The following is a 24,761-nucleotide window of genomic DNA, read 5'->3' as shown; positions in this document are numbered from 1 at the left end:
TCCGGGGCCGGTGAGCAACTGGGCCTGGAATGACAGACTTTGCCCATGGCGGAAATCATCCAGAAGGACGGCACATGGGCCTTCGACGGCGACGCCCTGCGACTGACCCCCGGACGCGACAAGAACGTCAGCCTGCTCCGCAAGACACTGGGTGAACTCGTCGTCCCCCTGGGCGCGTTGGCGGGCATCTCGATCGAGCAGGGCCGCAAGGCGGGCCGGCTCAGACTGCGGCTGCGCGACGGCGCCGACCCGCTGCTGCACGCCACCGGCGGCCGGCTGACCGAACCCAACGACCCCTATCAGCTGATCGTGGAGTCCGACCGCTACGGCGTCGCCGAGTACTTCGTGGACGAGGTCCGCAACGCGCTCCTGCTGGACGAGGTGCCGTCCGCGCCGGTCGCCGAGTATCTGCTGCCGGGCCCGGCCGTCCCGCTGTCGGTCTCCGCCGGGGACGGCACCGCGAGCTTCGACGGCGAGCACATCCGGCTGGAGTGGAACTGGAAGACGGAGGACGCCAAGGCGGCCGCCGGTATCCGCACCCTCGCCCTCACCGATCTCTCCGCCGTGGAGTGGCACCCGGCGGTGGGCCTGGACAACGGCCATCTCCGCTTCACGGTGAAGCACGCGCCCACCAAGGCCCCGCCGAAGTACGACCCCAACTCGGTCGAGCTGTGGGGCTTCAAGAAGGACCCGTTGATGGCCCTGATAGCGGCGGCCGTCCAGGCCAGGCTTCCGCACCCGGCCAGGACGGCCACCTCGGACGTAAGAGAACCGCACGGCGTACGCGACGCCCGACCGGAAGTGCCCTCTCCCCCGGTCGCCCCCGCCGAGGACGACCACGACGCGCTCCTGCGCCGTCTGCGCGAGCTCGGTGAGCTGCGCCGCACGGGTGTGCTGACGGACGAGGAGTTCACCCTGGCCAAACAGGCGGTCCTCAAGCGGATGCAGTGACCCGCCCGGTGCGCTCTACCGGACCTTGCGGGCCACGGTGAAGCGGTCGATCTCGGCCCCGGTCTCGGCGATGCCCCGCACGGTCAGCGTGGCCGTGCGGCCCCCAGGCGCGGGGTGGACGTCCACACGCAGGAAGGAGTAGTCGAGGTAGCGCACCCGGGACCAGGCGACCGTCTCGTCGACCTTGCCGTCCTTGGTGTTGATGAAGGAGTCCACCGACTCGACGTCGTTCTCGTGCCCCTCGTACGTCTGCGGCGCGCTGAACGCGTACAGGCTGCGCCCCGCCGCCCCCGCCGTCACGTACACGACTCCGTCGGTCTCGGGATGGGCCGTGCCGCCGATGGGCAGCTTCCTGGTGACCTCGCCGCCCTTGATGACGTCGGTGCGCTCGTACTGGTGGTTGTGGCCGTTGATGACCAGGTCCACCGTGTACTTCTCGAACAGCGGCACCCACTCCTGGCGCACACCTCCCTCCGAGGCGTGCGCGGTGGAGGTGCAGTACGCGCAGTGGTGGAAGAAGACCACGATGAAGTCGACGTGCTTCGCCGCCCGGTACTTCTTCAGCTGGGCTTCCAGCCACTTGGTCTGGGTGCCGCCGGAGATCCCGAGGTTGGCGGGGATCTCGTACGAGATGTCGTTGGCGTCGAGCGAGATGACCGCTGTGTTGCCGTAGACGAAGGTGTAGACGCCCGGGAGGTTCTTGGCGTCGGGGCCGTTGGCGGGGAGGTTCCAGCGGGCCTCCTCGCCTCCGTAGCCGCCCGGCGAGTACCAGGCCTCCATGTCGTGGTTGCCGTACGAGACCATCCACGGCACGGACTTGGCGACCGACTCGGTCTGGGCGAGGAACTGGTCCCAGATCCGTGAGTCGAACCCGGTGTCGCCGCTCTTGCCCTGCCCTGCGGGGTCGGCGTACGCGATGTCGCCGGCGTGCAGATGGAAGGCCGGGTTCTGGCCGAGGACCAGGCTGTCGTTGGCGAGGCCGTGGTAGCCGACGCCCTCGTCACCGAAGGCCGTGAAGGTGAAGGGCTTTGCGGTCGCGGGGGCGGTGGTGAAGGTGCCGAGGGTGCCCAGCAGATGCGGTGCGGCGGGGTCGAAGCCCTGGTGGCCGACGCCGTAGTAGTACGTGCGGCCGGGCTTCAAGTGGGTCAGCTCGGCGTGGACGTAGTACTGCGTGTGATCGGCGCCGGCCCCGACACCGGCCGGGGTGTACAGGGTGCGCACCTCGGCCTCGATCTTCCGGGAGAGGTCCCAGGGGTGGGCGCCGACCCGGATGAAGGGCTTCTTGACGGCGACCGGGACCTGCCAGGAGACGCTGATCTCCGTACGCGGGTCGGCGCCGAAGGCGAGGTGGCGGCCGAAGGGGGCGACGAGCGAGCCGTCCACCGTCTCGGCGCTCGGGTAGGTCCGGGTGCTTGCGGGGGCCTGGGCCGGCGTGGCCGCCTGAGCGGTGCCGCCGGGCACGAAGACGCCGCCGGCGACGGCGCCGAGGGTCACGGCACCGCCTCTGATCATCGTGCGCCGGGAGAATCTGGCGCGCAGGTACTCGTGCTGCTCGGCCATGCTCATGCGCTCGGCGAGCTGCTCGGGTACGCCCATACGAGGAATGTCCATGGTCCACAAGCTGCTCGCCGGACACATCGCCCCGGGGAACGGCCGCCCAACGGACTCCCATGGCCGTCCCATAAGTGTTCTAAGAGAGGCGTTCCAAGAGCCTCCACCGGCCCTTGCCCGATATCGGGCAGGATTCTTGCGAAAGCCGACCTCATACCTCAGGATCTACCGAGTGCACGACGACCTTGTTGATCATCTGATGCGGTCCACGCCCCTGGGACGGGGCGAGGCGCTGCGGGTCATCCAGGACGTGCTCGCCTACTTCGACGAGACGACCGAGGACTACGTCCGTCGCCGCCACCGCGAACTCCAGGCCCAGGGCCTGGTCAACGCACAGATCTTCGAACGGATCGAGGCGGACCTGAAATACCGGGCGGTCGCGCCGCCGGAGCTTACGCTCAGGCAGCTGCGCCGCATCGTCTACGGCTGAGACGGCTGACCGTCGAGGCCGGGGAACGGAATACATATATATGTGCGGAATCGTCGGATACATCGGCAAGCGTGACGTGGCCCCCCTCCTCCTGGAGGGCCTGCAGCGCCTGGAGTACCGCGGCTACGACTCGGCGGGCATCGTCGTCACCTCCCCGAAGACGGCCGGCCTGAAGATGGTCAAGGCCAAGGGCCGGGTCCGTGACCTGGAGGCCAAGGTCCCGGCGCGCTTCAAGGGCACCACCGGCATCGCCCACACCCGCTGGGCCACCCACGGCGCCCCCTCCGACGTCAACGCCCACCCGCACATGTCGGCCGACCTCAAGGTCGCCGTCGTCCACAACGGCATCATCGACAACGCCTCCGACCTGCGCCGCAAGCTGGAGGCGGACGGCGTCGAGTTCCTCTCCGAGACCGACACCGAGGTCCTCGTCCACCTCATCGCCCGCTCCCAGGCCACCACCCTGGAGGAGAAGGTCCGCGACACCCTGCGGGTCATCGAGGGCACCTACGGCATCGCCGTGATGCACGCCGACTTCAACGACCGCATCGTCGTCGCCCGCAACGGCTCCCCGGTCGTCCTCGGCATCGGCGAGAAGGAGATGTTCGTCGCCTCGGACATCGCCGCGCTGGTCGCCCACACGCGGCAGATAGTCACTCTCGACGACGGCGAGATGGCCACCCTCAAGGCCGACGACTTCCGCACGTACACGACGGAGGGCACCCGTACGACGTCGGAGCCCACCACCGTCGAGTGGGAGGCCGCCTCCTACGACATGGGCGGCCACGACACGTACATGCACAAGGAGATCCACGAGCAGGCCGACGCCGTGGACCGCGTCCTGCGCGGCCGCATCGACGACCGCTTCTCCACCGTCCACCTCGGCGGCCTCAACCTGGACGCCCGCGAGGCCCGCCAGATCCGCCGGGTGAAGATCCTCGGCTGCGGCACCTCGTACCACGCCGGCATGATCGGCGCCCAGATGATCGAGGAGCTCGCCCGCATCCCCGCGGACGCCGAGCCGGCCTCGGAGTTCCGCTACCGCAACGCGGTCGTCGACCCCGACACCCTGTACGTGGCGGTCTCCCAGTCCGGTGAGACCTACGACGTCCTCGCCGCCGTCCAGGAGCTCAAGCGCAAGGGCGCCCGGGTCTTCGGCGTCGTGAACGTCGTCGGCTCGGCGATCGCCCGCGAGGCGGACGCCGGCATCTACGTGCACGCGGGCCCCGAGGTCTGCGTGGTCTCCACGAAGTGCTTCACCAACACCACGGTCGCCTTCGCCCTCCTCGCCCTCCACCTCGGCCGCACCCGCGACCTCTCGGTCCGCGACGGCAAGCGCATCATCGAGGGCCTGCGCAGGCTCCCCCAGCAGATCACCGAGATCCTCGACAACGAGGCCGAGATCAAGAAGCTGGCCGAGCAGTACGCCGACGCCCGCTCGATGCTCTTCATCGGCCGTGTCCGCGGCTACCCGGTGGCCCGCGAGGCCTCCCTGAAGCTGAAGGAGGTCTCCTACATCCACGCGGAGGCCTACCCGGCCTCGGAGCTCAAGCACGGCCCGCTGGCCCTGATCGAGCCCGCGCTCCCCACGGTCGCGATCGTCCCCGACGACGACCTCCTGGAGAAGAACCGCGCCGCCATGGAGGAGATCAAGGCCCGCAGCGGCAAGATCCTCGCGGTGGCCCACCAGAACCAGGAGAAGGCCGACCACACGATCGTCGTCCCGAAGAACGAGGACGAGCTGGACCCGATCCTGATGGGCATCCCGCTCCAACTCCTGGCGTACCACACGGCTTTGGCCCTGGGCCGGGACATCGACAAGCCGCGGAACCTCGCGAAGTCGGTGACGGTCGAGTAGTCATCACGGCATGAACGGACCCCTGCGTGTGCCACCCGCACGCAGGGGTCCGTTTTCATCGCCGGGGCCGCCCAATACCCCGGCGGCGGCTGCCAGTTAGCCGGTGGCCGTCACCCCCCGGCCGGCAGCACGTCGGGGAAGCACCGTGGGCCAGTGCGCCAGGGCCGCGGTCGCCGCGTACCAGGCCACCGCACCGGAGGCGACGGCGAACCAGCCGCCCACCTTGGCGAGTCCGTCGTTGTCGGCGAACTGGGCGATGGCCATCAGCACCAGCGCCACGAAGAACAACCCGTAGGTCGCCTGCCCGAGCTGGTCCCCTCCCGCGAGGGTCAGGGACAGCGCCACGAGGGCGAACAACAGCAGGAACAGCCCGGCCGCGTTGGCGGATCCGGCGTCGGAGACGGCCCAGGTGAACCACAGCGCACCCAGCGCCGCGAAGGCCGTACCACCTGCGGTGTCACGGTCGCGGAAGGCCATGAGCCCCGCGACGAAGAGGGCAATTCCGCCCACGTACTGGGCGATTGATACGGCGTCAGCGGCTGTCACACCGTCGATCACATCGGTGTGGCCGAGTCCGAATGCCAGGAGGGTGATCCCGAGAGCGAGTCGGCCGACGATCGTGGTGGTTGCTCCCGCAGAGACGTCGTTGTCCACGGCGGGCTCCCTTCATGCTGTGCAGTTGCGCGGTGAGCGATATATGCCCTTCACAAAGGCACAAACACCTCTACGCGCGAGTAGATTTATGCGCGGCACAAGGGAGTTCGAAAGGGGGCCGGGCCGTTCCCCCGGCGCATCTCACCAGGGACAACGCCGAGTCACGGAATCACAACGACAGGCCGCTTCGCCCGCTTCGCGAGCCGCCCCGCGACGGACCCGAAGATCCGCCCCACGATCCCGTGCGTCGAGCCGACGACGATCGCGTCCGCCTCGTACTCGCGCCCGACCTCTTCGAGTTCATGGCAGATGTCACCGCCGCGCTCGACGAGGATCCAGGGCACCTCCGCGAGATAGTCCGCGCAGGCGAGCTCGAGTCCGAGCACCTCGGTGCGATGATCCGGCACATCCACGAAGACCGGCGGCTCACAGCCGGCCCACACCGTGGTGGGCAGCCGGTTGGCGACATGGACGATGATCAGGCCCGAGCCGGAGCGGTGGGCCATGCCGATGGAGTACGCGAGGGCACGCTCGCTGGACGTGGAGCCGTCGAAGCCGACCACGACGCCGTGCTTGAAGGCGGGGTCGCAGGAATGGCGTGGCTCTTCCGCCGCGAGGGGCTCGGCCGCCGTGGGGTCGGCGACGGGCCGCTTGCGGTCCGCGGGTTCGAAGAATTCGTGACCGGCCATGGCTGTCTCGGCGTTGTGATCCTTGTGTGGGAGGGACGACAGTGTGCGGCGGAGCTGTGTCCGGGAATCATCTTCCCAACCCCATACCCCCAAGGGTACGGCGGCACGCCTCCTTAGCCCAGATCCCGCAGCACGGTCGGCAGGGATTCCAGGGAGCATGCACGAGTGCACGCCCGTAACGCAATGGTTGCTGCGCTGTACAGGCGGTTTGCACATGATTCACGCGCCCGTACGCCCCGCCTGGCCGCCCGCGCAGTGACCGACCGCTCGAACACGCGTTGAACCTGGACAGTCACCTCCCAGGGAGCACCGCATGTCCGGACACCGCCCGCCCTCCGAGGAATCCGCCACGGACGTGGTCCGCTGGGCGGCGTTCAGTTGCGTTCTCGTCCCCGTGGTCCTTGTCTGGTACGGCACCTCGCTCGCCGGCGCCGCGGGCACGGCCCTCGGCCTCGCGGCCGTCACGGCCGTCTGCTGGATCCTGCTGCGCCGGTCCGAGCGCGGTGCGGCCCGTCTGCCCGCCGAGGAACACTCCCCGCATCGTGGCCGTCATCACAGGACCGGGACCGGGGCACACCGAGGCGGTCGTCACACTGGTGGAAACTCACCGGTCGCTTGACCGGTTTCCGCGCACGGACCCGTATCTTTTCAGCCAACTTCTCGCCCCTGCGCATCACTTGCCCGGACCACCCCCCACCCCCCGTTCGACCTGCACGGAAAGGGTCCCAAAGACCCTGCGCACCCTACGTGGATTGGCCACTGCGACGAGGCGCACTTCCCTGCACGGCCCGCGAGTGCAACGCTTCGTGATCGAATGCTTCACGCCAAGTTGCCATGTCGACAATGTGCCGGTTGCCGAACTGGTCACCCCGGCACCACGGGACACAGTAGATTCGATCTTGACGTCTTACGGCGGGGGACTCGTGCAGGACCGAGGGGAAACGTGCAGGAGCGACACAACCGAGGAGCCGCGACCACCGAGGGGGGCTTAGCAGTATGAGCCACGACTCCACTGCCGCGCCGGAAGCCGCGGCCCGGAAGCTTTCCGGGCGACGCCGCAAGGAGATCGTCGCGGTGCTGCTGTTCAGCGGCGGCCCCATCTTCGAGAGTTCCATACCGCTGTCGGTGTTCGGGATCGACCGCCAGGACGCCGGCGTACCGCGCTACCGACTGCTGGTGTGCGGCGGCGAGGAAGGCCCACTGCGGACCACAGGGGGCCTGGAACTCACCGCGCCACATGGCCTGGAGGCGATCTCACGGGCGGGCACGGTCGTCGTGCCGGCCTGGCGTTCGATCACCTCACCGCCGCCGGAGGACGCGCTCGACGCACTGCGCCGGGCGCACGAGGAGGGCGCCCGCATCGTCGGGCTGTGCACAGGCGCCTTCGTCCTGGCCGCGGCGGGCCTGCTGGACGGCCGTCCCGCGACGACACACTGGATGTACGCACCGACGCTGGCCAAGCGCTACCCGTCGGTGCACGTGGATCCGAGAGAACTCTTCGTGGACGACGGAGACGTCCTCACCTCCGCAGGCACGGCGGCCGGAATCGACCTGTGCCTGCACATCGTGCGGACGGACCACGGCAACGAGGCGGCCGGCGCGCTGGCCCGCCGCCTGGTGGTCCCCCCGCGCCGATCGGGCGGCCAGGAGCGCTACCTCGATCGATCTTTACCGGAGGAGATCGGCGCCGACCCGCTCGCCGAGGTCGTCGCCTGGGCGCTGGAGCACCTCCACGAGCAGTTCGACGTGGAGACGCTGGCGGCGAGGGCGTACATGTCACGCCGCACCTTCGACCGCCGCTTCCGCTCGCTGACGGGTTCGGCCCCGCTCCAGTGGCTGATCACGCAGCGCGTGCTGCAGGCCCAGCGCCTGCTGGAGACATCGGACTACTCGGTGGACGAGGTCGCGGGCCGCTGCGGCTTCCGCTCACCGGTGGCGCTGCGCGGCCACTTCCGCCGCCAGCTCGGCTCGTCCCCCGCGGCGTACCGCGCGGCCTACCGCGCCCGCCGCCCCCAGGGCGACAAGCCGTCCGACAGCGACGGTGCGGGCCCGGTCGGCCCATCCCCGCTCCTCCCGGAAGGCGGCCCGGTCCCGTTCCAGACCCGCCGCACGGCAGCGGCAAGCGCGGTAGGCCCGGGCCCCCAGCTGTCGGCAAGCCTGCCGGGCCAGCGAAGCGGTTCGTAACAGCACCTGGGACGCCGGGCGGGTTGACCGACTCGACCCGCCCGGCGTCCGCCGAAGCGGTGGGGGCTGGGTGGCGGGATCGGCTGAGCAGGGGCGGCTGAGCCACGGGGTGGGCTGACCTACGGGATCGGCCAACCCACGGGATCGACTGAGCCACAGGGCAAGCCGAGCCTCTCCACGCCGGGCCGCATCACCCAGCCCGTCTGGGAGTGCCCCCTCTGGGGGAGTTTGAGGACGAGGCCCGTTCAGGGCCGACAGCGGGGGTCTGGGGGGCGGCAGCACCCAGGGAAGGGACGGGAAGGGGCGGCGGGGGCGATGAAGAGCCCGGCCCGCACCGACACCGGGCCTCCCAAAAGGCGACGCCAGCTTTAGGGTGGTCGCATGAACGATCGCATGGTGTGGATCGACTGCGAGATGACCGGCCTCTCGCTGTCCGACGACGCGCTCATCGAGGTTGCCGCCCTCGTCACCGACTCCGAGCTGAACGTACTCGGCGAAGGAGTGGACATCGTCATCCGCCCGCCGGACCGGGCGCTGGAGACGATGCCGGAGGTGGTGCGTCAGATGCACACCGCATCCGGCCTGCTCGACGAACTCGCCACCGGCACCACCCTGGTCGACGCCGAGGAGCAGGTCCTCTCCTACATCCGCGAGCACGTCAAGGAGCCCGGCAAGGCCCCCCTGTGCGGCAACTCCGTCGGCACGGACCGCGGCTTCCTCCTCCGCGACATGCCGACGCTGGAGGACTACCTCCACTACCGCATCGTCGACGTCTCCTCGGTGAAGGAACTGGCCCGCCGCTGGTACCCGCGGGCGTACTTCAACAGCCCCGAGAAGAACGGCAACCACCGCGCCCTCGCCGACATCCGCGAGTCCATCGCGGAGCTGCGCTACTACCGCGAGGCCATCTTCGTCCCCCAGCCCGGCCCCGACTCGGACACCGCGAGGACAATCGCCGCGAAGCACGTCCTGCCTGCTCAGTAGGTGTTTCAGGGTCCGTTCGAAGGGGCTGCACCCGGCACCGCAAAAGCCGTGCGCGAGCACCCCTTCGGACCCTGTACACTTTTTCTCGGCCGGGGGAAACCACGAAGCAAGTTCCCGGTCATGGTGGGTGTAGCTCAGCTGGTAGAGCACCTGGTTGTGGTCCAGGATGTCGCGGGTTCGAGTCCCGTCACTCACCCTGAGTAATCAGCCGGTGGCCTCGGTTCAGAGGTCACCGGCTGATTCATTTGCCTTCCCGGGAGCCCGCGTGCACGCCGACCCCATCCGCACGGCCCGTCTCGACCTGGTCCCCCTGCGCGTGGACCACGCCGAGGAGATGGCGGCCGTCCTCTCCGACCCCGCCCTGCACACGTTCATCGGCGGAACCCCTCTGACGCCCGCGCAGCTCCACACCCGCTACGAACGCCTGGTGGCCGGCTCCCCCGACCCCACCACCACCTGGCTCAACTGGGTCCTCGCCCTCCACACCGACGCCACCCTCATCGGTACCGTCCAGGCCACGATCACCGGCAAGCACGAGGCCGAGATCGCCTGGATCGTAGGCACCCCCTGGCAGGGCCAGGGCCTCGCCTCGGAAGCGGCCCGCGGCCTGGTGACCTGGCTGGTCCGCCACTACGTCCGCACCATCACCGCCCACATCCACCCGTCCCACACGGCATCCGCCGCGGTCGCCACAGCAGCGGGCCTGACCCGGACAGAGGAGGAGCACGACGGGGAGACGGTATGGAGGCTCTCACTGAGCGCGTGAGGCCGGCCGCCAACTCCGGGGATCAACTGGTGACCCCCGCCTACGACGAAGCCCGTCCCACCAGCTCCGTGGCCAGTACCACCTGTCGTGGTTCCAGGCCCCGGGACGCCGCCGGGCGCCGGTCCGCGATCTCCGTGAGCAGGAGGTCGATCATGTGGCGGCCCATCTCCGCGATGGGCTGGCGGACGCTGGTGAGGGGCGGCTCCATGTGGCGGGCGATGGCGGAGTCGTCGTAGCCGACGAGGGCGACGTCGTCGGGGATACGGCGGCCCGCCTCGCGGAGCGCCTGGCGGGCGCCGGCCGCGGTGACGTCGGAGGCGGCGAAGACGGCGTCCAGGTCGGGGGCCCGGGCGAGCAGCTTCGCCATGGCCCGGGTGCCGCCCTCCTCCGTGAAGTCACCGGGCTCGATCAGCGCCTCGTCCACACCGACGCCCGCGTCGCGCAACGCCGCCCGGTAGCCGTCGATACGGCGCTGGGCACCGTACACGTCGAGGCGTCCGGTGATGTGCGCTATGCGGGTGCGACCGCGGGAGAGCAGGTGCTCCACGGCCTGGCGGGCGCCGCCGTAGTTGTCGGAGTCGACCGAGGGGAGCGTTTCCGCGGCCGAGCGCGGGCCGCTGATCACGGCCGGTATCTCCAGCTGGGCCAGCAGATCCGGCAGCGGGTCGTCGGCGTGGACCGAGACCAGCAGGACGCCGTCCACGCGGTGCGCCGCCAGATACTGGGCCAGTCGCTGCCTCTCCCGGTCGCTGCCCGCGAAAATCAGCAGCAGCTGCATCTCCGTGTCGGAGAGCTCGGCCGCGACACCCTTGAGCATGTCCGAGAAGTACGGCTCCGCGAAGAAGCGGGTCTCCGGCTCGGGGACCACCAGCGCGATCGCGTCCGTACGGTTCGCGGCCAGCGCCCGCGCCGCCGTGTTCGGGACGTAGCCGAGCTCCGCGACCGCCGCCTCCACCGCCGCGCGGGTCGCGTCACTGACCCGGGGCGAGCCGTTGATCACCCGGGAGACCGTGCCGCGGCCGACTCCGGCACGCGCGGCCACCTCTTCGAGGGTCGGCCGGCCACCGCTCCGGCCCCGCGCTCCGTGGCTTGCCATGGGCTCCGCCTTCCCGCCGTATGTTCACGCTGGCCTGGAATCTAACAGTCCCGTAGGGCACGTGAACGCCTCCGGGGGCTGCCGCCCCCAGACCCCCGCTTCGGCCCGAGGGGCCTGCCCTCGAACTCCCCCACGCTCGACTTCGCTCGCGCGAGGGGGGACCCTCAGACGGGCTGAAACGCATCGGCCGGTCTTCGACCCCCGAGTTTGTTAACAGGCCGATAACCGAAGACATATCTCCTTGCCGACTCCCTTGACACCCCCGCCCGGACCCGCGAGTCTTCAACTCATCACTGGTGGGAGCGCTCCCACAGTACCTGACACATACACATCCCGCACGTTCCCCGCCCGAGCCGCCGCGAGAACTAACGGGCCCAACAATGCAGTTGGCCGGGGGGTCGGCACGTCAGGGCAACAGGAGGACGCAATGCGAGCACGTACCCGAACCGCCCGTCGCAGGGTGGTGGTCCTGGCGGCCGTGGCGTCGCTGGGCACCGGGCTGCTGGCCGGCTGTGCCGACGACGGCAAGGACAAGGACAACTCGTCGTCGGAGGGGGGCGGCGGCAAGACCAAGATCACCCTCGGGCTCTTCGGCACCGCCGGCTTCGAGGAGTCCGGGCTGTACAAGGAGTACGAGAAGCTCAACCCGGACATCGACATCCAGCAGACCGTCGTCGAGCGCAACGAGAACTACTACCCGGCGCTGCTGAACCACCTGACCACCAACAGCGGCCTCCAGGACATCCAGATGGTCGAGGTCGGCAACATCGCCGAGATCGTCCAGACCCAGTCCGACAAGCTGCTCGACCTGTCGAAGTACGGCAAGGAGAGCGACTACCTGGACTGGAAGTGGAAGCAGGCCACCACCTCCGACGGCCAGACCGTCGGCGTCGGCACCGACGTCGGCCCGATGGCCATCTGCTACCGCACCGATCTGTTCAAGGCGGCCGGTCTGCCCACCGACCGCGAGGAAGTCGCCAAGCTGTGGGCCGGCAGCTGGGACAAGTTCGTCGACGTCGGCAAGACGTACCAGAAGAAGGCCAAGGGCACGACGTTCCTGGACTCCCCCGGCGGTCTGCTGCAGGCGATCCTCAGCAGTGAGACCGAGCGGTTCTACGACTCCTCCGGCAAGGTCATCTACAAGACGAACCCGGCCGTGAAGTCCGCCTTCAACCTCACCGCCGACGCCGCCGAGGCCGGACTGGTCGGCAACCAGACGCAGTTCCAGCCCGCCTGGGACACCACCATCGCCAACAGCAAGTTCGCCGCGATGTCCTGCCCGCCGTGGATGCTCGGCTACATCAAGGGCAAGTCGAAGCCCGACGCGGCCGGCAAGTGGGACGTCGCCCAGGCGCCGAAGTCCGGCAACTGGGGCGGCTCCTTCCTGACCGTGCCCAAGTCCGGCAAGAACACCGAGGAAGCCGCCAAGCTGGCCGCCTGGTTGACCGCTCCCGAGCAGCAGGCCAAGCTCTTCGCCGTGCAGGGCAGCTTCCCGAGCACCCCGGCCGCGTACGACTCGACCGCGGTGAAGAACGCCAAGAACGACATGACCGGTGACGCGCCGATCGGCACGATCTTCGCCGAGGCCGCCAAGAACATCCCGGTCCAGACGATCGGCCCGAAGGACCAGATCATCCAGCAGGGTCTGACCGACAACGGCGTGGTCCTGGTGACCCAGGGCAAGTCCGCCAAGGACGCCTGGGACAACGCCGTCAAGACCATCGACAACAACCTGGACCAGTGACCCGTATGACCACTGGGCACGACACCGCCGCCGCGTCCCCCGCCAAGGGGGGCGCGGCCCCGGCCCGCCCGTCCGCGGCGCCCCCGGACGACGAGCGCCGCCGCGCGCGGCTGTCCCGCCGCTGGCAGCGGGACGTGCGCTGGAGCCCGTACGCCTTCGTCTCGCCGTTCTTCCTGCTGTTCCTGGCGTTCGGCCTGTTTCCGCTGATCTACACCGGCTGGGCCTCGCTGCATCAGGTGGAGCTGACCGCGCCCACCGACATGAGCTGGGTGGGCTTCCGGAACTACACCCGGATCTTCGACGACGACTTCTTCTGGAACGCGGCGAGGAACACGCTGACCATCGGGATCATCTCGACGGTCCCGCAGCTGCTGATGGCGATGGGCCTCGCGCACATCCTCAACTACAAGCTGCGCGCCTCGACCTTCTACCGGGTCGCGATGCTCGCCCCGTACGCGACGTCGATCGCCGCCGCCTCGCTCGTCTTCGTCCTGCTCTTCGGCCGTGACTACGGCATGATCAACTGGGCGTTGAACCAGGTCGGCATCGACAACATCGACTGGCAGAACGACAAGTGGGCCTCGCAGATCGCGATCTCCTCGATCGTCATCTGGCGCTGGACCGGCTACAACGCGCTGATCTATCTGGCGGCGATGCAGGCGATCCCGCAGGATCTGTACGAGTCCGCGGCCCTGGACGGGGCCAACCGCTGGCAGCAGTTCTTCCATGTGACCCTGCCGTCGCTGCGGCCGACGATCCTGTTCACGGTGGTCGTCTCGACCATCGGCGCCTCCCAGCTCTTCGGCGAACCACTGCTGTTCGACGCGAACAAGGGGGCCTCCGGCGGATCCCAGCACCAGTTCCAGACGCTCGGCCTGTATCTGTACGAGCAGGGCTGGGTCAACCAGCACCTGGGCCGTGCCTCCGCGATCGCCTGGACGATGTTCCTGATCCTCATCGTCATCGGGATCGTCAACTACGTCATCTCGCGCCGGCTGCGCGCCAGTAGTTAGGAGAACCGGCCGTGACGACGACACTGACCCCGCCGGACGACGAGAAGAGCACGAAGAAGACGCCGCGCGTACGACGCCCCAAGGCCGCCCGCGCCGGTGGCACCCTGCACGCCGGTCCGATCGCGTATCTCATCCTCGCGCTGTTCACCATCGGCTCGCTGTTCCCGCTGGTGTGGACGGCGATCGCCGCCTCGCGCGACAACCAGCGGCTCGCCCAGACCCCGCCGCCGTTCTGGTTCGGCTCGGGCCTGTTCGACAAGCTGGAGATCGCCTGGAACGACGCCAACCTGGGCGAGGCGTTCCTCAACACCACGATCGTCGCGGGTGTTTCTGCGCTGACGATCGTCGTGCTGTCGACGATCGCCGGGTTCGCCTTCGCCAAGCTGCGGTTCAAGGGCCGCAACGCCCTGATGCTGATCGTCATCGGCACGATGATGGTGCCGCCACAGCTGAGTGTGATCCCGCTGTACATGATGGTCGCCAAGCTCGACTGGTCCGACCAGCTGCAGGCGGTGATCCTGCCCTCGCTGGTCAGCGCGTTCGGGGTGTTCTTCATGCGGCAGTACCTGCTGCAGGCGCTGCCGGACGAACTCATCGAGGCGGCCCGGGTCGACGGCGCGAGCAGCTGGCGGGTGATCTGGCACATCGTGTTCCCGGCGGCCCGCCCCGCGATGGCCGTCCTCGGCATGCTGATGTTCGTGCAGACATGGAACGACTTCCTGTGGCCGTTCCTGGTCCTGACCCAGAACGGCAATCCGACCGTGCAGGTCGCGGTCGCGGGTCTGGGCCGCGGCTACACCCCGGACCAGTCCCTCATCATGGCGGGCGCGCTGCTCGGCACGCTGCCGCTGCTGGTGGTCTTCGCGATCTTCGGCAAGCAGATCGTCGGCGGCATCATGCAGGGCGCCGTCAAGGGCTGAACCCGTGCTTTCCCAGGGGCCGGGTCACCGCCGCCTCGGCCCCTTTCCTTCCCCCATCTCTACGTCGGTCTCCACGACCTCCAATGGGAGCGCTTCCATGCCTGAACCCGCAACGCCGGCGACCCCGGTGACCTTTCCTCCCGCCTTCCTCTGGGGCGCCGCCACCTCCGCGTACCAGATCGAGGGGGCGGTGCGGGAGGACGGCCGCACCCCCTCGATCTGGGACACCTTCAGCCATACGCCGGGCAAGACGGCCGGTGGTGAGACCGGTGACATCGCTGTCGACCACTACCACCGGTTCCGGGACGACGTGGCGCTGATGGCCGAGCTGGGCCTCAGCGCGTACCGCTTCTCGATCTCCTGGTCCCGGGTCCAGCCCACCGGCCGGGGCCCCGCGGTCCAGCGCGGTCTGGACTTCTACCGCAATCTCGTGGACGAGCTGCTCTCGCACGGCATCAAGCCCGCCGTCACGCTCTACCACTGGGATCTGCCGCAGGAGCTGGAGGACGCGGGCGGCTGGCCGGAGCGCGACACGGCGTACCGGTTCGCGGAGTACGCGCAGATCGTCGGCGAGGCGCTCGGCGACCGGGTGGAGCAGTGGATCACGCTCAACGAGCCGTGGTGCAGCGCGTTCCTGGGCTACGGCTCCGGTGTGCACGCCCCCGGCCGCACGGACCCGCTGGCCTCGCTGAAGGCCGCGCACCACCTCAACCTCGCGCACGGGCTCGGCACTTCGGCGCTGCGCTCGGTGATGCCGGCCCGCAACTCGGTGGCACTGAGCCTCAACTCCTCGGTGGTGCGCCCCGTTTCGCAGGACCCGGCGGACCTGGCGGCGGCCAGGAAGATCGACGACCTGGCCAACGGGGTCTTCCACGGCCCGATCCTGCACGGGGCGTACCCGGAGTCGCTGTTCTCGGCGACGGAGTTGATCACCGACTGGGCGTACGTCCAGGACGGCGACCTCGCCGCGATCAACCAGCCGCTGGACGCGCTGGGCCTCAACTACTACACGCCCACGCTGGTCTCGGCCGCCGACACCGAGCTGAGCGGTCCGCGCGCGGACGGCCACGGGGCGAGCGAGCACTCGCCCTGGCCGGGCGCCGACGACGTGGAGTTCCACCAGACCCCGGGCGAGCGCACGGAGATGGGCTGGTCCATCGACCCGAGCGGACTGCACGAGCTGATCATGCGCTACACCCGCGAGGCCCCGGGCCTGCCGCTCTACATCACCGAGAACGGCGCCGCCTATGACGACAAGCCCGACCCCGACGGCCGCGTCCACGACCCGGAGCGCATCTCCTACCTCCACGGCCACCTCGCCGCCGTGCGCCGCGCGGTCACCGACGGCGCGGACGTCCGCGGCTACTACCTGTGGTCCCTGCTGGACAACTTCGAGTGGGCGTACGGCTACGAGAAGCGCTTCGGCGCGGTCTACGTCGACTACACGACCCTCGCCCGTACGCCGAAGTCGAGCGCCCTGTGGTACGCGCAGGCGGCACGGACGGGGACGCTGCCTCCGGTGCCGGAGGTGTAACGGGAAGGACTGGACCACCGCAGCACGGGGGTCGGGGGAGGGGCGGGGCATCCGAGGGGGATGCCCCGCCCCGGCCCGTGGGGGGCGTCAGTTGCAGGCCGGTCAGTTGTAGGCCCCGAAGGCCTTCGAGAAGGCGAACTCGCTCTGGAGGATCGAGCTGCAGGTGGCGTCGGCGTAGTTCTTCGCCCCGCCGGAGCACTGCTTGTCGCGGGTGGCGGACCACATGGACAGCCAGCCGAGGCCCTTGGACCTGGCGAAGTTCACCAGCTGGGTGGCGTCGTCGACCTTGAAGATCTCGGTGGTGACGTCGTTGACGCCGATCATGGGCGTCACGGCGACGGCCTTCCAGGCGGCGGTGTCGGAGAGCCCGAGGACGCTCTTGATCTGGGCCTGGGTGGCGGTGGCGGCCTGCTCGGCGTAGGTGCCCATGTCGCCGCTGTACGCCGGGCCGTAGTCCATCGCCATGATGTTGACGGTGTCGATCGCGACGCCGTTGGCCTTGGCGTTCGACAGGAGGTTCACACCGTCCTGGGTCAGGCCCTCGGGCATCACCGGGAGGGTGAAGGAGACGTCCAGGTCCGGGTGGTTGCGCTGGAGCTCGGCTATGGCCTTGGCGCGGATGGTGTTCGCCGAGGCGTTGGGCAGCGCGCCGCCCTCGACGTCGAAGTCGACCTTGGTGAGGTCGTAGGCGGCCACGACCTTCTCGTACGCCGCCGCCAGCGCGTCCGCGGAGGAGCAGGTGGTCGCGAGCTCGGAGCCCGCCGCGCCGCCGAACGACACCCGGACGTCACCGCCCTTGGCCCGCAGGGCGCCGATCTGTGCGGCCACCGCGTCGCTCCCGAGGTCGGTCACCCCGCCCCACTTCGGGGTGCAGCCGCCGCCGTCCGTGACGAAGGCGAGGTTGTAGTCCTTGACGCCGGTGGCCGCGGCACTGGCGACCAGGTCGAAGGCGGGGTAGAGGGAGGTGTCGACGTAGGGGGCGAAGCCGGCGCCGGTGGTGGTGCCGGTGCCGGTGCTGCTGGTCGCGGTCGGGGTGGCGGTGGGAGTGCTGGTCGCCGGCCCCGTGGGGGTCGGAGTGGGGGTCGCGGTGGCGGTCGGTGCCGCGGTAGCCGTCTCGGTCGGGCGTCCGCTGGGCTCCGGTGTGGCGGTCCCGTCCGCGCAGGCGGCGCCGTCGATGAGACAGCCGGCCGGATCGCCGGTGCCGTTGACGACGAAGCCGACGGTGACGGACTCGCCGGCCGCGAGGCCGTCGGTGTCCCACTTGGCGGAGGTCACGGTCACGTGCGAGCCGCTGACGCTCGACTCGGCGTTCCACAGCGAGCTCAGTTTCGCGCCCGACGGCAGGTCGAACTCCAGCTTCCAGCCGGTCTTGGCCGCGCCGCTGTTGTTGGTGACGACGTACTGGGCGGTGTATCCGGTCGACCAGTCGCTGGTCCTCGTGTACGCGGCGCCGACCCCGGCCGCCTGCGCGGTCCCGCCGAGCAGCACCGCGCCGCCCCCGATCACGGCCGCGGCGACGGCCCCGGCGATCACCTTGTTCCTGCCGCTCACCTTGCGCCGATGCGTGCTCATGACGTGCCTGCCTTCACAGTCCGGAGGTGGGGTGCGGCAGCACGCTAGCGACGCGGAATCGGGCAAAGTGCCTGATCCGGACGGCGGTTGGTGATCTTAGGGTGCGCTTAAGGAAGGGATCGGGGCCGGTTAAAGGTAGAGACCAATCGGCCGGTACGGCGCCTGCGCACCCGGTGCCCCCGGCGCACCGGCTCCCGCCCGTCCAGCTGGATCCAGATCCGCACCTCGGTGCCGCCCAGCACCGACGAGCCGATCCGTACGTCCCCGCCGGTCTCCTCCGCGAGCCGGCGCACGATGTCGAGGCCGAGCCCGGTCGACCCGGCGCTGCCGGACCCGCGCCCGCGGGCCATCGCCGCCTCGGGGTCGGGTATGCCGGGCCCCGCGTCGGAGACCAGCACGATCACCGCGTCCTCGCCGTTGTGCACGTCGACCGCGAAGGCGGTGCCCTCTGCGGTGTGCCGGAAGACGTTCCCGAGCAGGGCGTCCAGGGCCGCCGCGAGATCCGCGCGGGCCACGGGTATCCGCACCGGTCGGTCCACGCCGGCCACCCGTACCTTGCGGCCCTCGTCCTCGGCGAGCGCCGACCAGAACGCCATCCGCTCCCGGACCACCTCGGCGGCATCGCATCCGGCGCCGGGCCCGGCGGCCGCGGTCTGCGGCTTGGCCTCCCGCGCGGTCCGGATGATGGTGTCGACCTCGCGCTCCAACTGGGCGACCGCGGCCCGGGTCTGCTCGGCGGCGGGCCCGTCACCGAGCGAGGCCGCGTTGAGCCGCAGCACGGTCAGCGGGGTACGCAGCCGGTGGGAGAGGTCGGCCGCCAGCTCCCGCTCGTTCGCGAGCAGTTGGACGACCTGGTCGGCCATGGAGTTGAACGCGACCGCCGCGAGCCGCAGTTCGGTCGGTCCCTCCTCCGGCACCCGCGCCCCCAGCTTCCCCTCCCCCAGCTCATGCGCGCTCTCGACAAGGCGCTGGGCGGGCTGCACCATCCGTACGCCCAGCCGGTCGGCGACCGCGACGGACCCCACGATCAGGGCGACGCCGACCCCGGCGAGCACCGCCCAGGCGGTCGCTACCCCGTTGCTGACCTCGGACTCCGGGACGTACACCTCGACCACCGCGATCTCGCCGGAGCTCAGCGCGACGGGCTGGAGCAGCGTGGACCCGCCGGCCACCTCGGTGGTGGAGGCCCGGCCCAGTTTCCGTACGGTCGCGATGTCCTTGTCGGCGGCCCGCTGCCGCCCGATGTCGAGCGCCGCGCCGGTGTCGCCCGACGGGATGTGCACGGCCATCTCCCCCTCCGAGCTGGCGGAGGCGACGACCCGCTCCAGCTGGTCCCGGTCGGTGGTGATGGACAGGGCGGGGGCGACGGCCGCGGCCTCCCGCTCGGCGTTGGAGAAGGCGCGGTCGCGGGCCATCTCCTTGATGACGAGCCCGAGCGGGATGGCGAAGGCGATCACGACCATGGCGGTGACCGCGAGGCAGACCTTGACGAGTGCCCATCTCATCGCAGCGGCTCCCCACCGGGCGGCTCCAGCTTCACGCCGACGCCCCGCAGGGTGTGCAGATACCGCGGCCGCGCGGCGGTCTCACCGAGCTTGCGGCGCAGCCAGGACAGATGGACGTCGATGGTCTGGTCGTCGCCGTAGGACTGCTGCCACACCTCGGCGAGCAGCTCCTTGCGGGCTACGACGACACCGGGCCGGCCGGCGAGGAAGGCGAGCAGGTCGAACTCGCGGCGGGTGAGGTCCAGGCGCACACCGTCCAGTTCGGCCTGGCGGCGCAGGGGATCGACGGTGAGGCCGCCGACGCGGATCACGGACTCGGGGGGCGCCTCGCCGACGACGGCTCTGGACCGTCGCAGGACGGCGGCCATCCGCGCGGACAGGTGCTCGACGGAGAACGGCTTGGTCAGGTAGTCGTCCGCGCCCGCGTTCAGCAGCCGGACGATCTCCGTCTCGTCGTCCCTGGCCGTGGCGATGATCACAGGGACGTCGGTGATCCCGCGCAGCATCTTCAGCGCCTCGGACCCGTCGAGATCGGGCAGACCGAGATCCAGGATGACCACGTCGAAACGGAAATGGGCGACCTCGCGCAGCGCCTCCAGTGCCGTCCCCACACTGCGCACCGTGTGCGCGGCGTCGGTGAGATGCCGGATGAGCGCCGAGCGTACGAACTGGTCGTCCTCGACCACGAGCACACTTGCCATGCGCCGCACCGTACGCCATGCGGAGGACCCGGTCCGGGGCCTGTGGACAACTCTGCCCTTGTGGACAACTCCTGGGACCGGTGAGGCAGTATGGCCCGCGATGCGCAGAGGACTCGTACACGTACTGGCTTGGTCGCTCGCCACGGGCGCGGCGGTCACGCTGTCGTGGTGGGGCGTCCACACGGTGATGGCCGGCACGGCCTACGACCCTCCGCGCGCCCTCCCCATCACGGCGGCCGACGCGACCACGCAGGAGTCGAAACCCCTCGCGTCCTCGACGGCGAGGGCGACTCCGTCGCGGACTCCGTCGAGCAAGCCGTCCCCCACACGCACACCGGCTCCCTCGAAGACCCCGACGCGGACCCCCACCCCCTCCCCCACCACATCCGGCCAGGTCAAGAGCTACGACACCGACGGCGGCCGAGTCGTCTTCGACCTCGGCAAGACGTCCGCGACGCTGGTGTCGGCGACGCCGGCCGCGGGCTGGTCGATGCAGGTGTGGAAGACGGAGACGTGGATCCGGGTGGAGTTCGCCTCGGGGGCGGACCGGGTGTCGGTGTTCTGCACATGGCACGACAGCGCGCCACGGGTGGAGATCGGTAACTACTAGCAGGAGCTACTGGCAGGAGCTGCTGGAGGGCCCTGCTGGAGGCCCTTGCTAGCGGAACACCGAGGGCGGGGGCGCCGGTGATGCCACCGCCGCCGCGTCCGTCACCGGTACGGCCCCTCCCGTGAAGTCGGTGAGGGGCTTGCCGTGTTCGAGGCGGCCCGGGTGGGGGTCGGAGGCGGCTCGGCGGGTCAGTTCAGCGATCGGGAGCGGGGCGTCGGAGGCGACCAGCACCGCGTTGCCGAAGCGTTTGCCGCGCAGGACCGTCGGGTCGGCGATGAGGGCGAGGTGCTCGAAGCGGGCGGCGGCCGTCGCGATCTGACCGCGGAGGTGGGCGAGGGGCGGGCCGTCGGCGAGGTTGGCGGCGTACACGGCACCGGGCTTCAGCGCCCGCCGGACCTCGTCGAGGAATTCGACGGACGTCAGATGGGCCGGCGTCCGCGCCCCGCTGAACACATCGGCGATGACGAGATCTGCCCAGCCGTCGGCGATCTTGGCGAGCCCTTCGCGCGCGTCCGTCGCACGCACCCTGATCCGGGCGTTCGGGTCCAACGGCAGCTCCCGCCGGACCAGTTGGACAAGGGCGGCGTCCCGCTCGACGACCTGCTGGGTGGAGCGGGGCCGGGTGGCGGCGGCGTATCGCGCGAGCGTGAACGCCCCTCCCCCCAGATGCACGGCGTGCACGGGTTTCCCGGCCGGGGCGACGAGGTCGATGACATGTCCGAGCCGCCGCTGGTACTCGAACGACAGATACGCCGGATCGTCCAGGTCCACATGCGACTGCGGCGCCCCGTCGATCAGCAACGTCCAGGCACGCGCGCGTTCCCGGTCGGGCATGAGTTCGGCGAGCCCACCGTCGACGGCCTCCACGACGGCTTCGACGGTGGCGGCGGAGCGCCGGGAGTTCTTGGACCGTGCCATGGAGACATTGTCGCAAGCGGAGGGGAGTCGGGCGCGTCCGGTCTCACCGGCAGTTGTCCGCCGCCTCGATCAACCGCGCCGCCTCGCCCAGGGCCGCCCGCAGCACCGCCGGATCGGTCGCCAGATCCCCGTCGCCCGGTGGCACCAGCCAGTCCGACCCTTCCACCGGCGGCTCGGGGTTCAGCCGCAGCCCCCGCCCATTGGTCCCCGTGCACGTGCTCCCCGGCACGTCCCACCCGGCAGCCGTCCCCGGCGGCACCAGGAACCCCAGGGTGTCCCCGCCGTCGTCGTGCAGTACGGGCCCCACTCCGTCCCCCGCCGCACCCCGCCGCAGGATGTCGACCGCCTCCAGCCCCTGCCGGGTCGGCACCGTGACGAGATCACACCCGGCCTCCGTGGCCGGCGGCTCGCTGCACTCCGTCAGCGGCATACACGCTTCGATGCTCCGGCTGGTCTCCATCCCGGCCTCCACCACGGAACCCCTCCTCGGATCCTCGGACGAGCGGGTCGGGAGTCGGGCGGCTCCCGGTCCTGTGGGGTTCAACGCGCGGCGGCGTCAACGGCTACGGCACAAGTCAGCCGCAAAGGATGGCAGTTCATGGCAGATCCTGGATGAGATATCCGGTTTGTAGCCAAACCCTGCGTGGCGGGTCCGGCACAGCAGGTACGTTCTTGCCCGCCGGAAACAGGGTGCCACACGTACAACTCACCATGAATCCGGCATGGTTCGACGGTTCGCACGAGAGGACCCGGCCATGGCGTCGTCAAAGGTGACACCTTCTCAGCCGGCTCAGCACCACAGGCCACCGCGGCCGAATCTCGCGTTCCGGGAGTTGCGCGGGCAGCGCTCCCCGGCCGAGTTCGCCGCGGCGGTACGGCGGGCCGCCCGCGAGATCGGCGAGCGGGTCAGCTGTGACGCGCGCTATGTGGGCCGGGTCGAGGCGGGCGAGATCCGCTGCCCCAACTACGCGTACGAGCGGGTGTTCCTGCACATGTTCCCCGGCCGCACGCTCACCGACCTGGGGTTCGCACCCCGCTCGTCGGTACGCGGACGCGGGGCGCGCGCCACCGAGGTCACGCCCCCCGCACGCATCACGAGCCCGGCATATGCCGCAGTTGAGACGTGGGGGGCGTACGAGCCGTATGACACGCAGGACCCCTACGAGACGTACGACCACGAGGAGAGCGACGTGCTACGTCGCGCATTCATGACCGGCGGGGGCGCCACGGTGGCCGCCGCCTCACTGGGCCCCATCGGGCTCGCCTTCGACGCCGCGGCGGCGGGACGCCCCGTCCGCCGGGTCGGGGCGGGCGATGCGGACGCGCTGGAAGAAGCGGTCCGCAGGATCCGGCTGCTGGACGACCGGCACGGCGCGGACGGACTGTACCGGCGCGCGGCGGCCCCGCTGCGCGCCGCGTACGCGCTGCTCGACGCCGGCGCGACCCGGCAGACGACCGCCGACCGGCTGCACTCGGGCGCGGGCGAACTCGCCATCTCGGTGGGCTGGCTGGCGCACGACTCGGGCCGGTTCGACGACGCCCGCTCGCACTACGCCGAGGCGCTCGCGGCCGCGCGCATGACCGGCGACTCCGCCCTGGAGTCGCACGCCTTCTGCAACACGGCGTTCCTCGCGCGCGACGCGGGCCGCCCCCGGGAGGCGTTGCGCGCCGCGCAGGCCGCCCAGCGCGTCGGACGGTCCCTCGGCTCCGCCCGCCTCATGTCGCTGCTCGCCCTGCGCGAGGCGGGCGGCTGGGCGGGGCTCGCCGACCGCACCGGCTGCGAACAGGCGCTCGCCCGCGCCCAGGCCCTCTACGAGCGAGGCCCCTCGGACGCCGACCCCGAGTGGATGAGCTTCTACGGCGAGGCCGAGCTGGAGGGCCTGGAGGCGCAGTGCTGGTCCACCCTGGGCGACTGGCCGCGAGCCGCACGGCACGCGTTGCGGGCGGCGCAGCTCCAGGATCCGCACTTCACCCGCAACATCGCCCTCTACACGGCGGAACTGGCGGACGACCTGGCGCGCGGCGGGCGCCCCGACGAGGCGGCATCGGCGGGCATGCGGGTACTGGACCTGCTCGGCCAGGTCCAGTCGTCACGGGTGCAGTCGATGCTGGCGGGGACGGCAAGGGTGCTGCTGCCGCATCGCCGGGCGTCGGGCGTATCGACGTTCCTGGAACGCCACGCGGGCCTACCGAGATCGGCCTAGTCGGCGGGCGTCCTGCCGAGATCCGCCCAGCCCGCGGGCAGCCGTGCCACTGCCCAGCCCGTAGGCAGTCCTGCCGCCGCCCAGCCTGCGGGCAGTCGTGCCGCTTGGGGCGGCACGGGTGGGCGCTGGGCCCCCCTCTGGGGGAGGCACCCCGCCAGCGCCGGGCCGCGCGACCCACCCCCGGGCGCGCATCCCAACCTCGCTAGCCGGCCAGGTGCCCCAGATCGTTCCAGCTCTCGACAGCCGGTTCCCCGTACGCCCACCCCAGCACCGACAGCGAAGTCGGGTTCAGCCGGATCCGCGCCGCGAAGTCCAGCGGCAGCCCCAGCCAGCGTGCGCCTATGGACCGCAGGATGTGCCCGTGCGCGAAGACCAGCACGTCCCGGTCCTCCGCGCGGGCCCAGGCGACCACCTCGTCCGCCCGAGCCGTCACCTCGGCGAGGCTCTCCCCCTCGGGAACCCCGTCGCGCCAGATGAGCCACCCGGGCCGGATCGCCTGGATCTCCGCCGGGGTCATCCCCTCGTACGCCCCGTAGTCCCACTCGAGAAGCGCGTCCCATTCGCTCGCGCGCTCCTTGAAGCCGGCGAGTTCGCACGTCTCACGCGCGCGTGCCAGCGGACTGGTCCGCACCTCGACACCGGGGAGGCCGTCGAGCGGCGCCCGGTGCAGCCGCTCGCCGAGCAGCTTGGCGCCGCGCCGGCCCTCCTCCAGGAGGGGCACATCGGTCCTGCCGGTGTGTTTCCCGGCCAGCGACCATTCGGTCTGTCCGTGCCGGGCCAGCAGGATGCGCGGTGCCATGAGCCGTGAAACCTTTCG

23 protein-coding genes and 1 tRNA gene are annotated in these 24,761 nt (G+C 70.4%); 14 read left to right on the top strand and 10 right to left on the bottom strand.

Features of this window, described 5'->3' with window-relative positions:
• Positions 1–45 precede the first annotated feature (45 nt).
• Positions 46–951 (top strand): DUF4429 domain-containing protein, encoded by a 906-nt coding sequence (locus tag PH203_RS12320; protein WP_289919778.1) that lies wholly within the window; start codon positions 46–48, stop codon positions 949–951.
• Between the two features lie 15 nt (positions 952–966).
• On the opposite strand, the gene PH203_RS12315 is transcribed toward PH203_RS12320, so the two are convergent.
• On the bottom strand, positions 967–2,547 hold the full coding sequence (locus tag PH203_RS12315) for a metallophosphoesterase family protein (protein ID WP_289920211.1): 1,581 nt from the start codon (positions 2,545–2,547) through the stop codon (positions 967–969).
• A 187-nt stretch (positions 2,548–2,734) separates the two neighbouring features.
• Between PH203_RS12315 and PH203_RS12310 the strand changes: the two genes are divergently transcribed.
• The gene (locus PH203_RS12310) at positions 2,735–2,992 is read left to right on the top strand and encodes a hypothetical protein (RefSeq protein ID WP_289919775.1); all 258 of its coding nucleotides are present in this window, start codon (positions 2,735–2,737) and stop codon (positions 2,990–2,992) included.
• A 40-nt stretch (positions 2,993–3,032) separates the two neighbouring features.
• Positions 3,033–4,850, top strand: a complete 1,818-nt coding sequence (gene glmS / locus PH203_RS12305) for a glutamine--fructose-6-phosphate transaminase (isomerizing) (protein WP_289919774.1) — start codon at positions 3,033–3,035, stop codon at positions 4,848–4,850.
• 96 nt (positions 4,851–4,946) lie between these two features.
• On the opposite strand, the gene PH203_RS12300 is transcribed toward glmS, so the two are convergent.
• A complete protein-coding gene (locus PH203_RS12300) occupies positions 4,947–5,504 on the bottom strand; it encodes a GPR1/FUN34/YaaH family transporter (protein ID WP_289919770.1) in 558 nt (185 codons plus the stop codon).
• Positions 5,505–5,665: 161 nt separating this feature from the next.
• Positions 5,666–6,193 (bottom strand): universal stress protein, encoded by a 528-nt coding sequence (locus tag PH203_RS12295; protein ID WP_093908257.1) that lies wholly within the window; start codon positions 6,191–6,193, stop codon positions 5,666–5,668.
• Positions 6,194–6,506: 313 nt separating this feature from the next.
• Here PH203_RS12295 and PH203_RS12290 point away from each other — a divergent pair, with 313 nt between their 5' ends.
• The 5 genes from PH203_RS12290 (at position 6,507) to PH203_RS12270 (ending at position 10,127) form a co-directional block, all read left to right on the top strand.
• Positions 6,507–6,812, top strand: a complete 306-nt coding sequence (locus tag PH203_RS12290) for a hypothetical protein (RefSeq protein ID WP_289919762.1) — start codon at positions 6,507–6,509, stop codon at positions 6,810–6,812.
• A 377-nt stretch (positions 6,813–7,189) separates the two neighbouring features.
• The gene (locus PH203_RS12285; protein WP_289919761.1) at positions 7,190–8,377 is read left to right on the top strand and encodes a helix-turn-helix domain-containing protein; all 1,188 of its coding nucleotides are present in this window, start codon (positions 7,190–7,192) and stop codon (positions 8,375–8,377) included.
• A 381-nt stretch (positions 8,378–8,758) separates the two neighbouring features.
• Positions 8,759–9,361, top strand: a complete 603-nt coding sequence (orn, locus tag PH203_RS12280; protein ID WP_289919760.1) for an oligoribonuclease — start codon at positions 8,759–8,761, stop codon at positions 9,359–9,361.
• A 123-nt stretch (positions 9,362–9,484) separates the two neighbouring features.
• Positions 9,485–9,557 (top strand) — tRNA-His (locus tag PH203_RS12275).
• Positions 9,558–9,626: 69 nt separating this feature from the next.
• Positions 9,627–10,127: a GNAT family N-acetyltransferase gene (locus PH203_RS12270; protein WP_289919757.1), complete on the top strand. Its 501-nt coding sequence runs from the start codon at positions 9,627–9,629 to the stop codon at positions 10,125–10,127.
• A gap of 40 nt (positions 10,128–10,167) precedes the next feature.
• Here the strand turns inward: PH203_RS12270 and PH203_RS12265 are convergent, their stop codons facing one another.
• Positions 10,168–11,223: a LacI family DNA-binding transcriptional regulator gene (locus PH203_RS12265; protein ID WP_289919755.1), complete on the bottom strand. Its 1,056-nt coding sequence runs from the start codon at positions 11,221–11,223 to the stop codon at positions 10,168–10,170.
• A 427-nt stretch (positions 11,224–11,650) separates the two neighbouring features.
• On the opposite strand from PH203_RS12265, the gene PH203_RS12260 reads away from it, so the two are divergent.
• The 4 genes from PH203_RS12260 to PH203_RS12245 all read left to right on the top strand — a co-directional run bounded on the left by PH203_RS12260 (position 11,651) and on the right by PH203_RS12245 (position 16,434).
• Complete coding sequence (locus tag PH203_RS12260) at positions 11,651–12,967, top strand: extracellular solute-binding protein (RefSeq protein ID WP_289919752.1); 1,317 nt, start codon at positions 11,651–11,653, stop codon at positions 12,965–12,967.
• 5 nt (positions 12,968–12,972) lie between these two features.
• Positions 12,973–13,980, top strand: coding sequence for a sugar ABC transporter permease (locus tag PH203_RS12255; RefSeq protein WP_289919751.1), 1,008 nt, complete (start codon positions 12,973–12,975; stop codon positions 13,978–13,980).
• Between the two features lie 11 nt (positions 13,981–13,991).
• Positions 13,992–14,900: a carbohydrate ABC transporter permease gene (locus PH203_RS12250; protein WP_289919748.1), complete on the top strand. Its 909-nt coding sequence runs from the start codon at positions 13,992–13,994 to the stop codon at positions 14,898–14,900.
• Positions 14,901–14,997: 97 nt separating this feature from the next.
• On the top strand, positions 14,998–16,434 hold the full coding sequence (locus PH203_RS12245) for a GH1 family beta-glucosidase (RefSeq protein WP_289919747.1): 1,437 nt from the start codon (positions 14,998–15,000) through the stop codon (positions 16,432–16,434).
• A gap of 102 nt (positions 16,435–16,536) precedes the next feature.
• On the opposite strand, the gene PH203_RS12240 is transcribed toward PH203_RS12245, so the two are convergent.
• The 3 genes from PH203_RS12240 to PH203_RS12230 form a co-directional block, all read right to left on the bottom strand.
• The gene (locus PH203_RS12240; RefSeq protein WP_289919745.1) at positions 16,537–18,006 is read right to left on the bottom strand and encodes a cellulose binding domain-containing protein; all 1,470 of its coding nucleotides are present in this window, start codon (positions 18,004–18,006) and stop codon (positions 16,537–16,539) included.
• Positions 18,007–18,113: 107 nt separating this feature from the next.
• Entirely contained in the window at positions 18,114–19,511 is a 1,398-nt protein-coding gene (locus PH203_RS12235) for a HAMP domain-containing sensor histidine kinase (protein ID WP_289919744.1), read from the bottom strand.
• On the bottom strand, positions 19,508–20,212 hold the full coding sequence (locus tag PH203_RS12230) for a response regulator transcription factor (protein ID WP_289919742.1): 705 nt from the start codon (positions 20,210–20,212) through the stop codon (positions 19,508–19,510). The genes PH203_RS12235 and PH203_RS12230 overlap by 4 nt, the downstream gene beginning before the upstream one ends.
• A 100-nt stretch (positions 20,213–20,312) precedes the next feature.
• On the opposite strand from PH203_RS12230, the gene PH203_RS12225 reads away from it, so the two are divergent.
• Entirely contained in the window at positions 20,313–20,822 is a 510-nt protein-coding gene (locus tag PH203_RS12225; RefSeq protein WP_289919739.1) for a hypothetical protein, read from the top strand.
• A gap of 48 nt (positions 20,823–20,870) precedes the next feature.
• Here PH203_RS12225 and PH203_RS12220 read toward each other — a convergent pair whose 3' ends face one another.
• Positions 20,871–21,740 (bottom strand): fused MFS/spermidine synthase, encoded by an 870-nt coding sequence (locus PH203_RS12220; protein WP_289919738.1) that lies wholly within the window; start codon positions 21,738–21,740, stop codon positions 20,871–20,873.
• A gap of 43 nt (positions 21,741–21,783) precedes the next feature.
• Positions 21,784–22,170, bottom strand: coding sequence for a hypothetical protein (locus PH203_RS12215; RefSeq protein ID WP_289920209.1), 387 nt, complete (start codon positions 22,168–22,170; stop codon positions 21,784–21,786).
• A gap of 325 nt (positions 22,171–22,495) precedes the next feature.
• Between PH203_RS12215 and PH203_RS12210 the strand changes: the two genes are divergently transcribed.
• Positions 22,496–23,944, top strand: a complete 1,449-nt coding sequence (locus PH203_RS12210; protein ID WP_289919736.1) for a hypothetical protein — start codon at positions 22,496–22,498, stop codon at positions 23,942–23,944.
• 202 nt (positions 23,945–24,146) lie between these two features.
• Here PH203_RS12210 and PH203_RS12205 read toward each other — a convergent pair whose 3' ends face one another.
• Positions 24,147–24,743, bottom strand: coding sequence for a histidine phosphatase family protein (locus tag PH203_RS12205; protein WP_289919735.1), 597 nt, complete (start codon positions 24,741–24,743; stop codon positions 24,147–24,149).
• Positions 24,744–24,761 lie beyond the last annotated feature (18 nt).

The sequence above is a fragment of the Streptomyces sp. S.PB5 genome, assembly GCF_030403745.1.
Classification (GTDB): Bacteria; Actinomycetota; Actinomycetes; order Streptomycetales; family Streptomycetaceae; genus Streptomyces.
The sequence above is the reverse complement of the archived record's forward strand: the minus strand, read 5'-3'. Positions and strand labels throughout refer to the sequence as shown.

Bases quoted from the DNA above. Each gene is read 5' to 3' on its own strand.
- PH203_RS12320 (WP_289919778.1), top strand. From the start codon at position 46: ATGGCGGAAATCATCCAGAAGGACGGCACATGGGCCTTCGACGGCGAC.
- PH203_RS12315 (WP_289920211.1), bottom strand. From the start codon at position 2,547: ATGGGCGTACCCGAGCAGCTCGCCGAGCGCATGAGCATGGCCGAGCAG.
- glmS (WP_289919774.1), top strand. From the start codon at position 3,033: ATGTGCGGAATCGTCGGATACATCGGCAAGCGTGACGTGGCCCCCCTC.
- PH203_RS12295 (WP_093908257.1), bottom strand. From the start codon at position 6,193: ATGGCCGGTCACGAATTCTTCGAACCCGCGGACCGCAAGCGGCCCGTC.
- PH203_RS12290 (WP_289919762.1), top strand. From the start codon at position 6,507: ATGTCCGGACACCGCCCGCCCTCCGAGGAATCCGCCACGGACGTGGTC.
- PH203_RS12285 (WP_289919761.1), top strand. From the start codon at position 7,190: ATGAGCCACGACTCCACTGCCGCGCCGGAAGCCGCGGCCCGGAAGCTT.
- orn (WP_289919760.1), top strand. From the start codon at position 8,759: ATGAACGATCGCATGGTGTGGATCGACTGCGAGATGACCGGCCTCTCG.
- PH203_RS12265 (WP_289919755.1), bottom strand. From the start codon at position 11,223: ATGGCAAGCCACGGAGCGCGGGGCCGGAGCGGTGGCCGGCCGACCCTC.
- PH203_RS12260 (WP_289919752.1), top strand. From the start codon at position 11,651: ATGCGAGCACGTACCCGAACCGCCCGTCGCAGGGTGGTGGTCCTGGCG.
- PH203_RS12255 (WP_289919751.1), top strand. From the start codon at position 12,973: ATGACCACTGGGCACGACACCGCCGCCGCGTCCCCCGCCAAGGGGGGC.
- PH203_RS12245 (WP_289919747.1), top strand. From the start codon at position 14,998: ATGCCTGAACCCGCAACGCCGGCGACCCCGGTGACCTTTCCTCCCGCC.
- PH203_RS12240 (WP_289919745.1), bottom strand. From the start codon at position 18,006: ATGAGCACGCATCGGCGCAAGGTGAGCGGCAGGAACAAGGTGATCGCC.
- PH203_RS12235 (WP_289919744.1), bottom strand. From the start codon at position 19,511: ATGAGATGGGCACTCGTCAAGGTCTGCCTCGCGGTCACCGCCATGGTC.
- PH203_RS12230 (WP_289919742.1), bottom strand. From the start codon at position 20,212: ATGGCAAGTGTGCTCGTGGTCGAGGACGACCAGTTCGTACGCTCGGCG.
- PH203_RS12225 (WP_289919739.1), top strand. From the start codon at position 20,313: ATGCGCAGAGGACTCGTACACGTACTGGCTTGGTCGCTCGCCACGGGC.
- PH203_RS12220 (WP_289919738.1), bottom strand. From the start codon at position 21,740: ATGGCACGGTCCAAGAACTCCCGGCGCTCCGCCGCCACCGTCGAAGCC.
- PH203_RS12215 (WP_289920209.1), bottom strand. From the start codon at position 22,170: ATGCCGCTGACGGAGTGCAGCGAGCCGCCGGCCACGGAGGCCGGGTGT.
- PH203_RS12210 (WP_289919736.1), top strand. From the start codon at position 22,496: ATGGCGTCGTCAAAGGTGACACCTTCTCAGCCGGCTCAGCACCACAGG.
- PH203_RS12205 (WP_289919735.1), bottom strand. From the start codon at position 24,743: ATGGCACCGCGCATCCTGCTGGCCCGGCACGGACAGACCGAATGGTCG.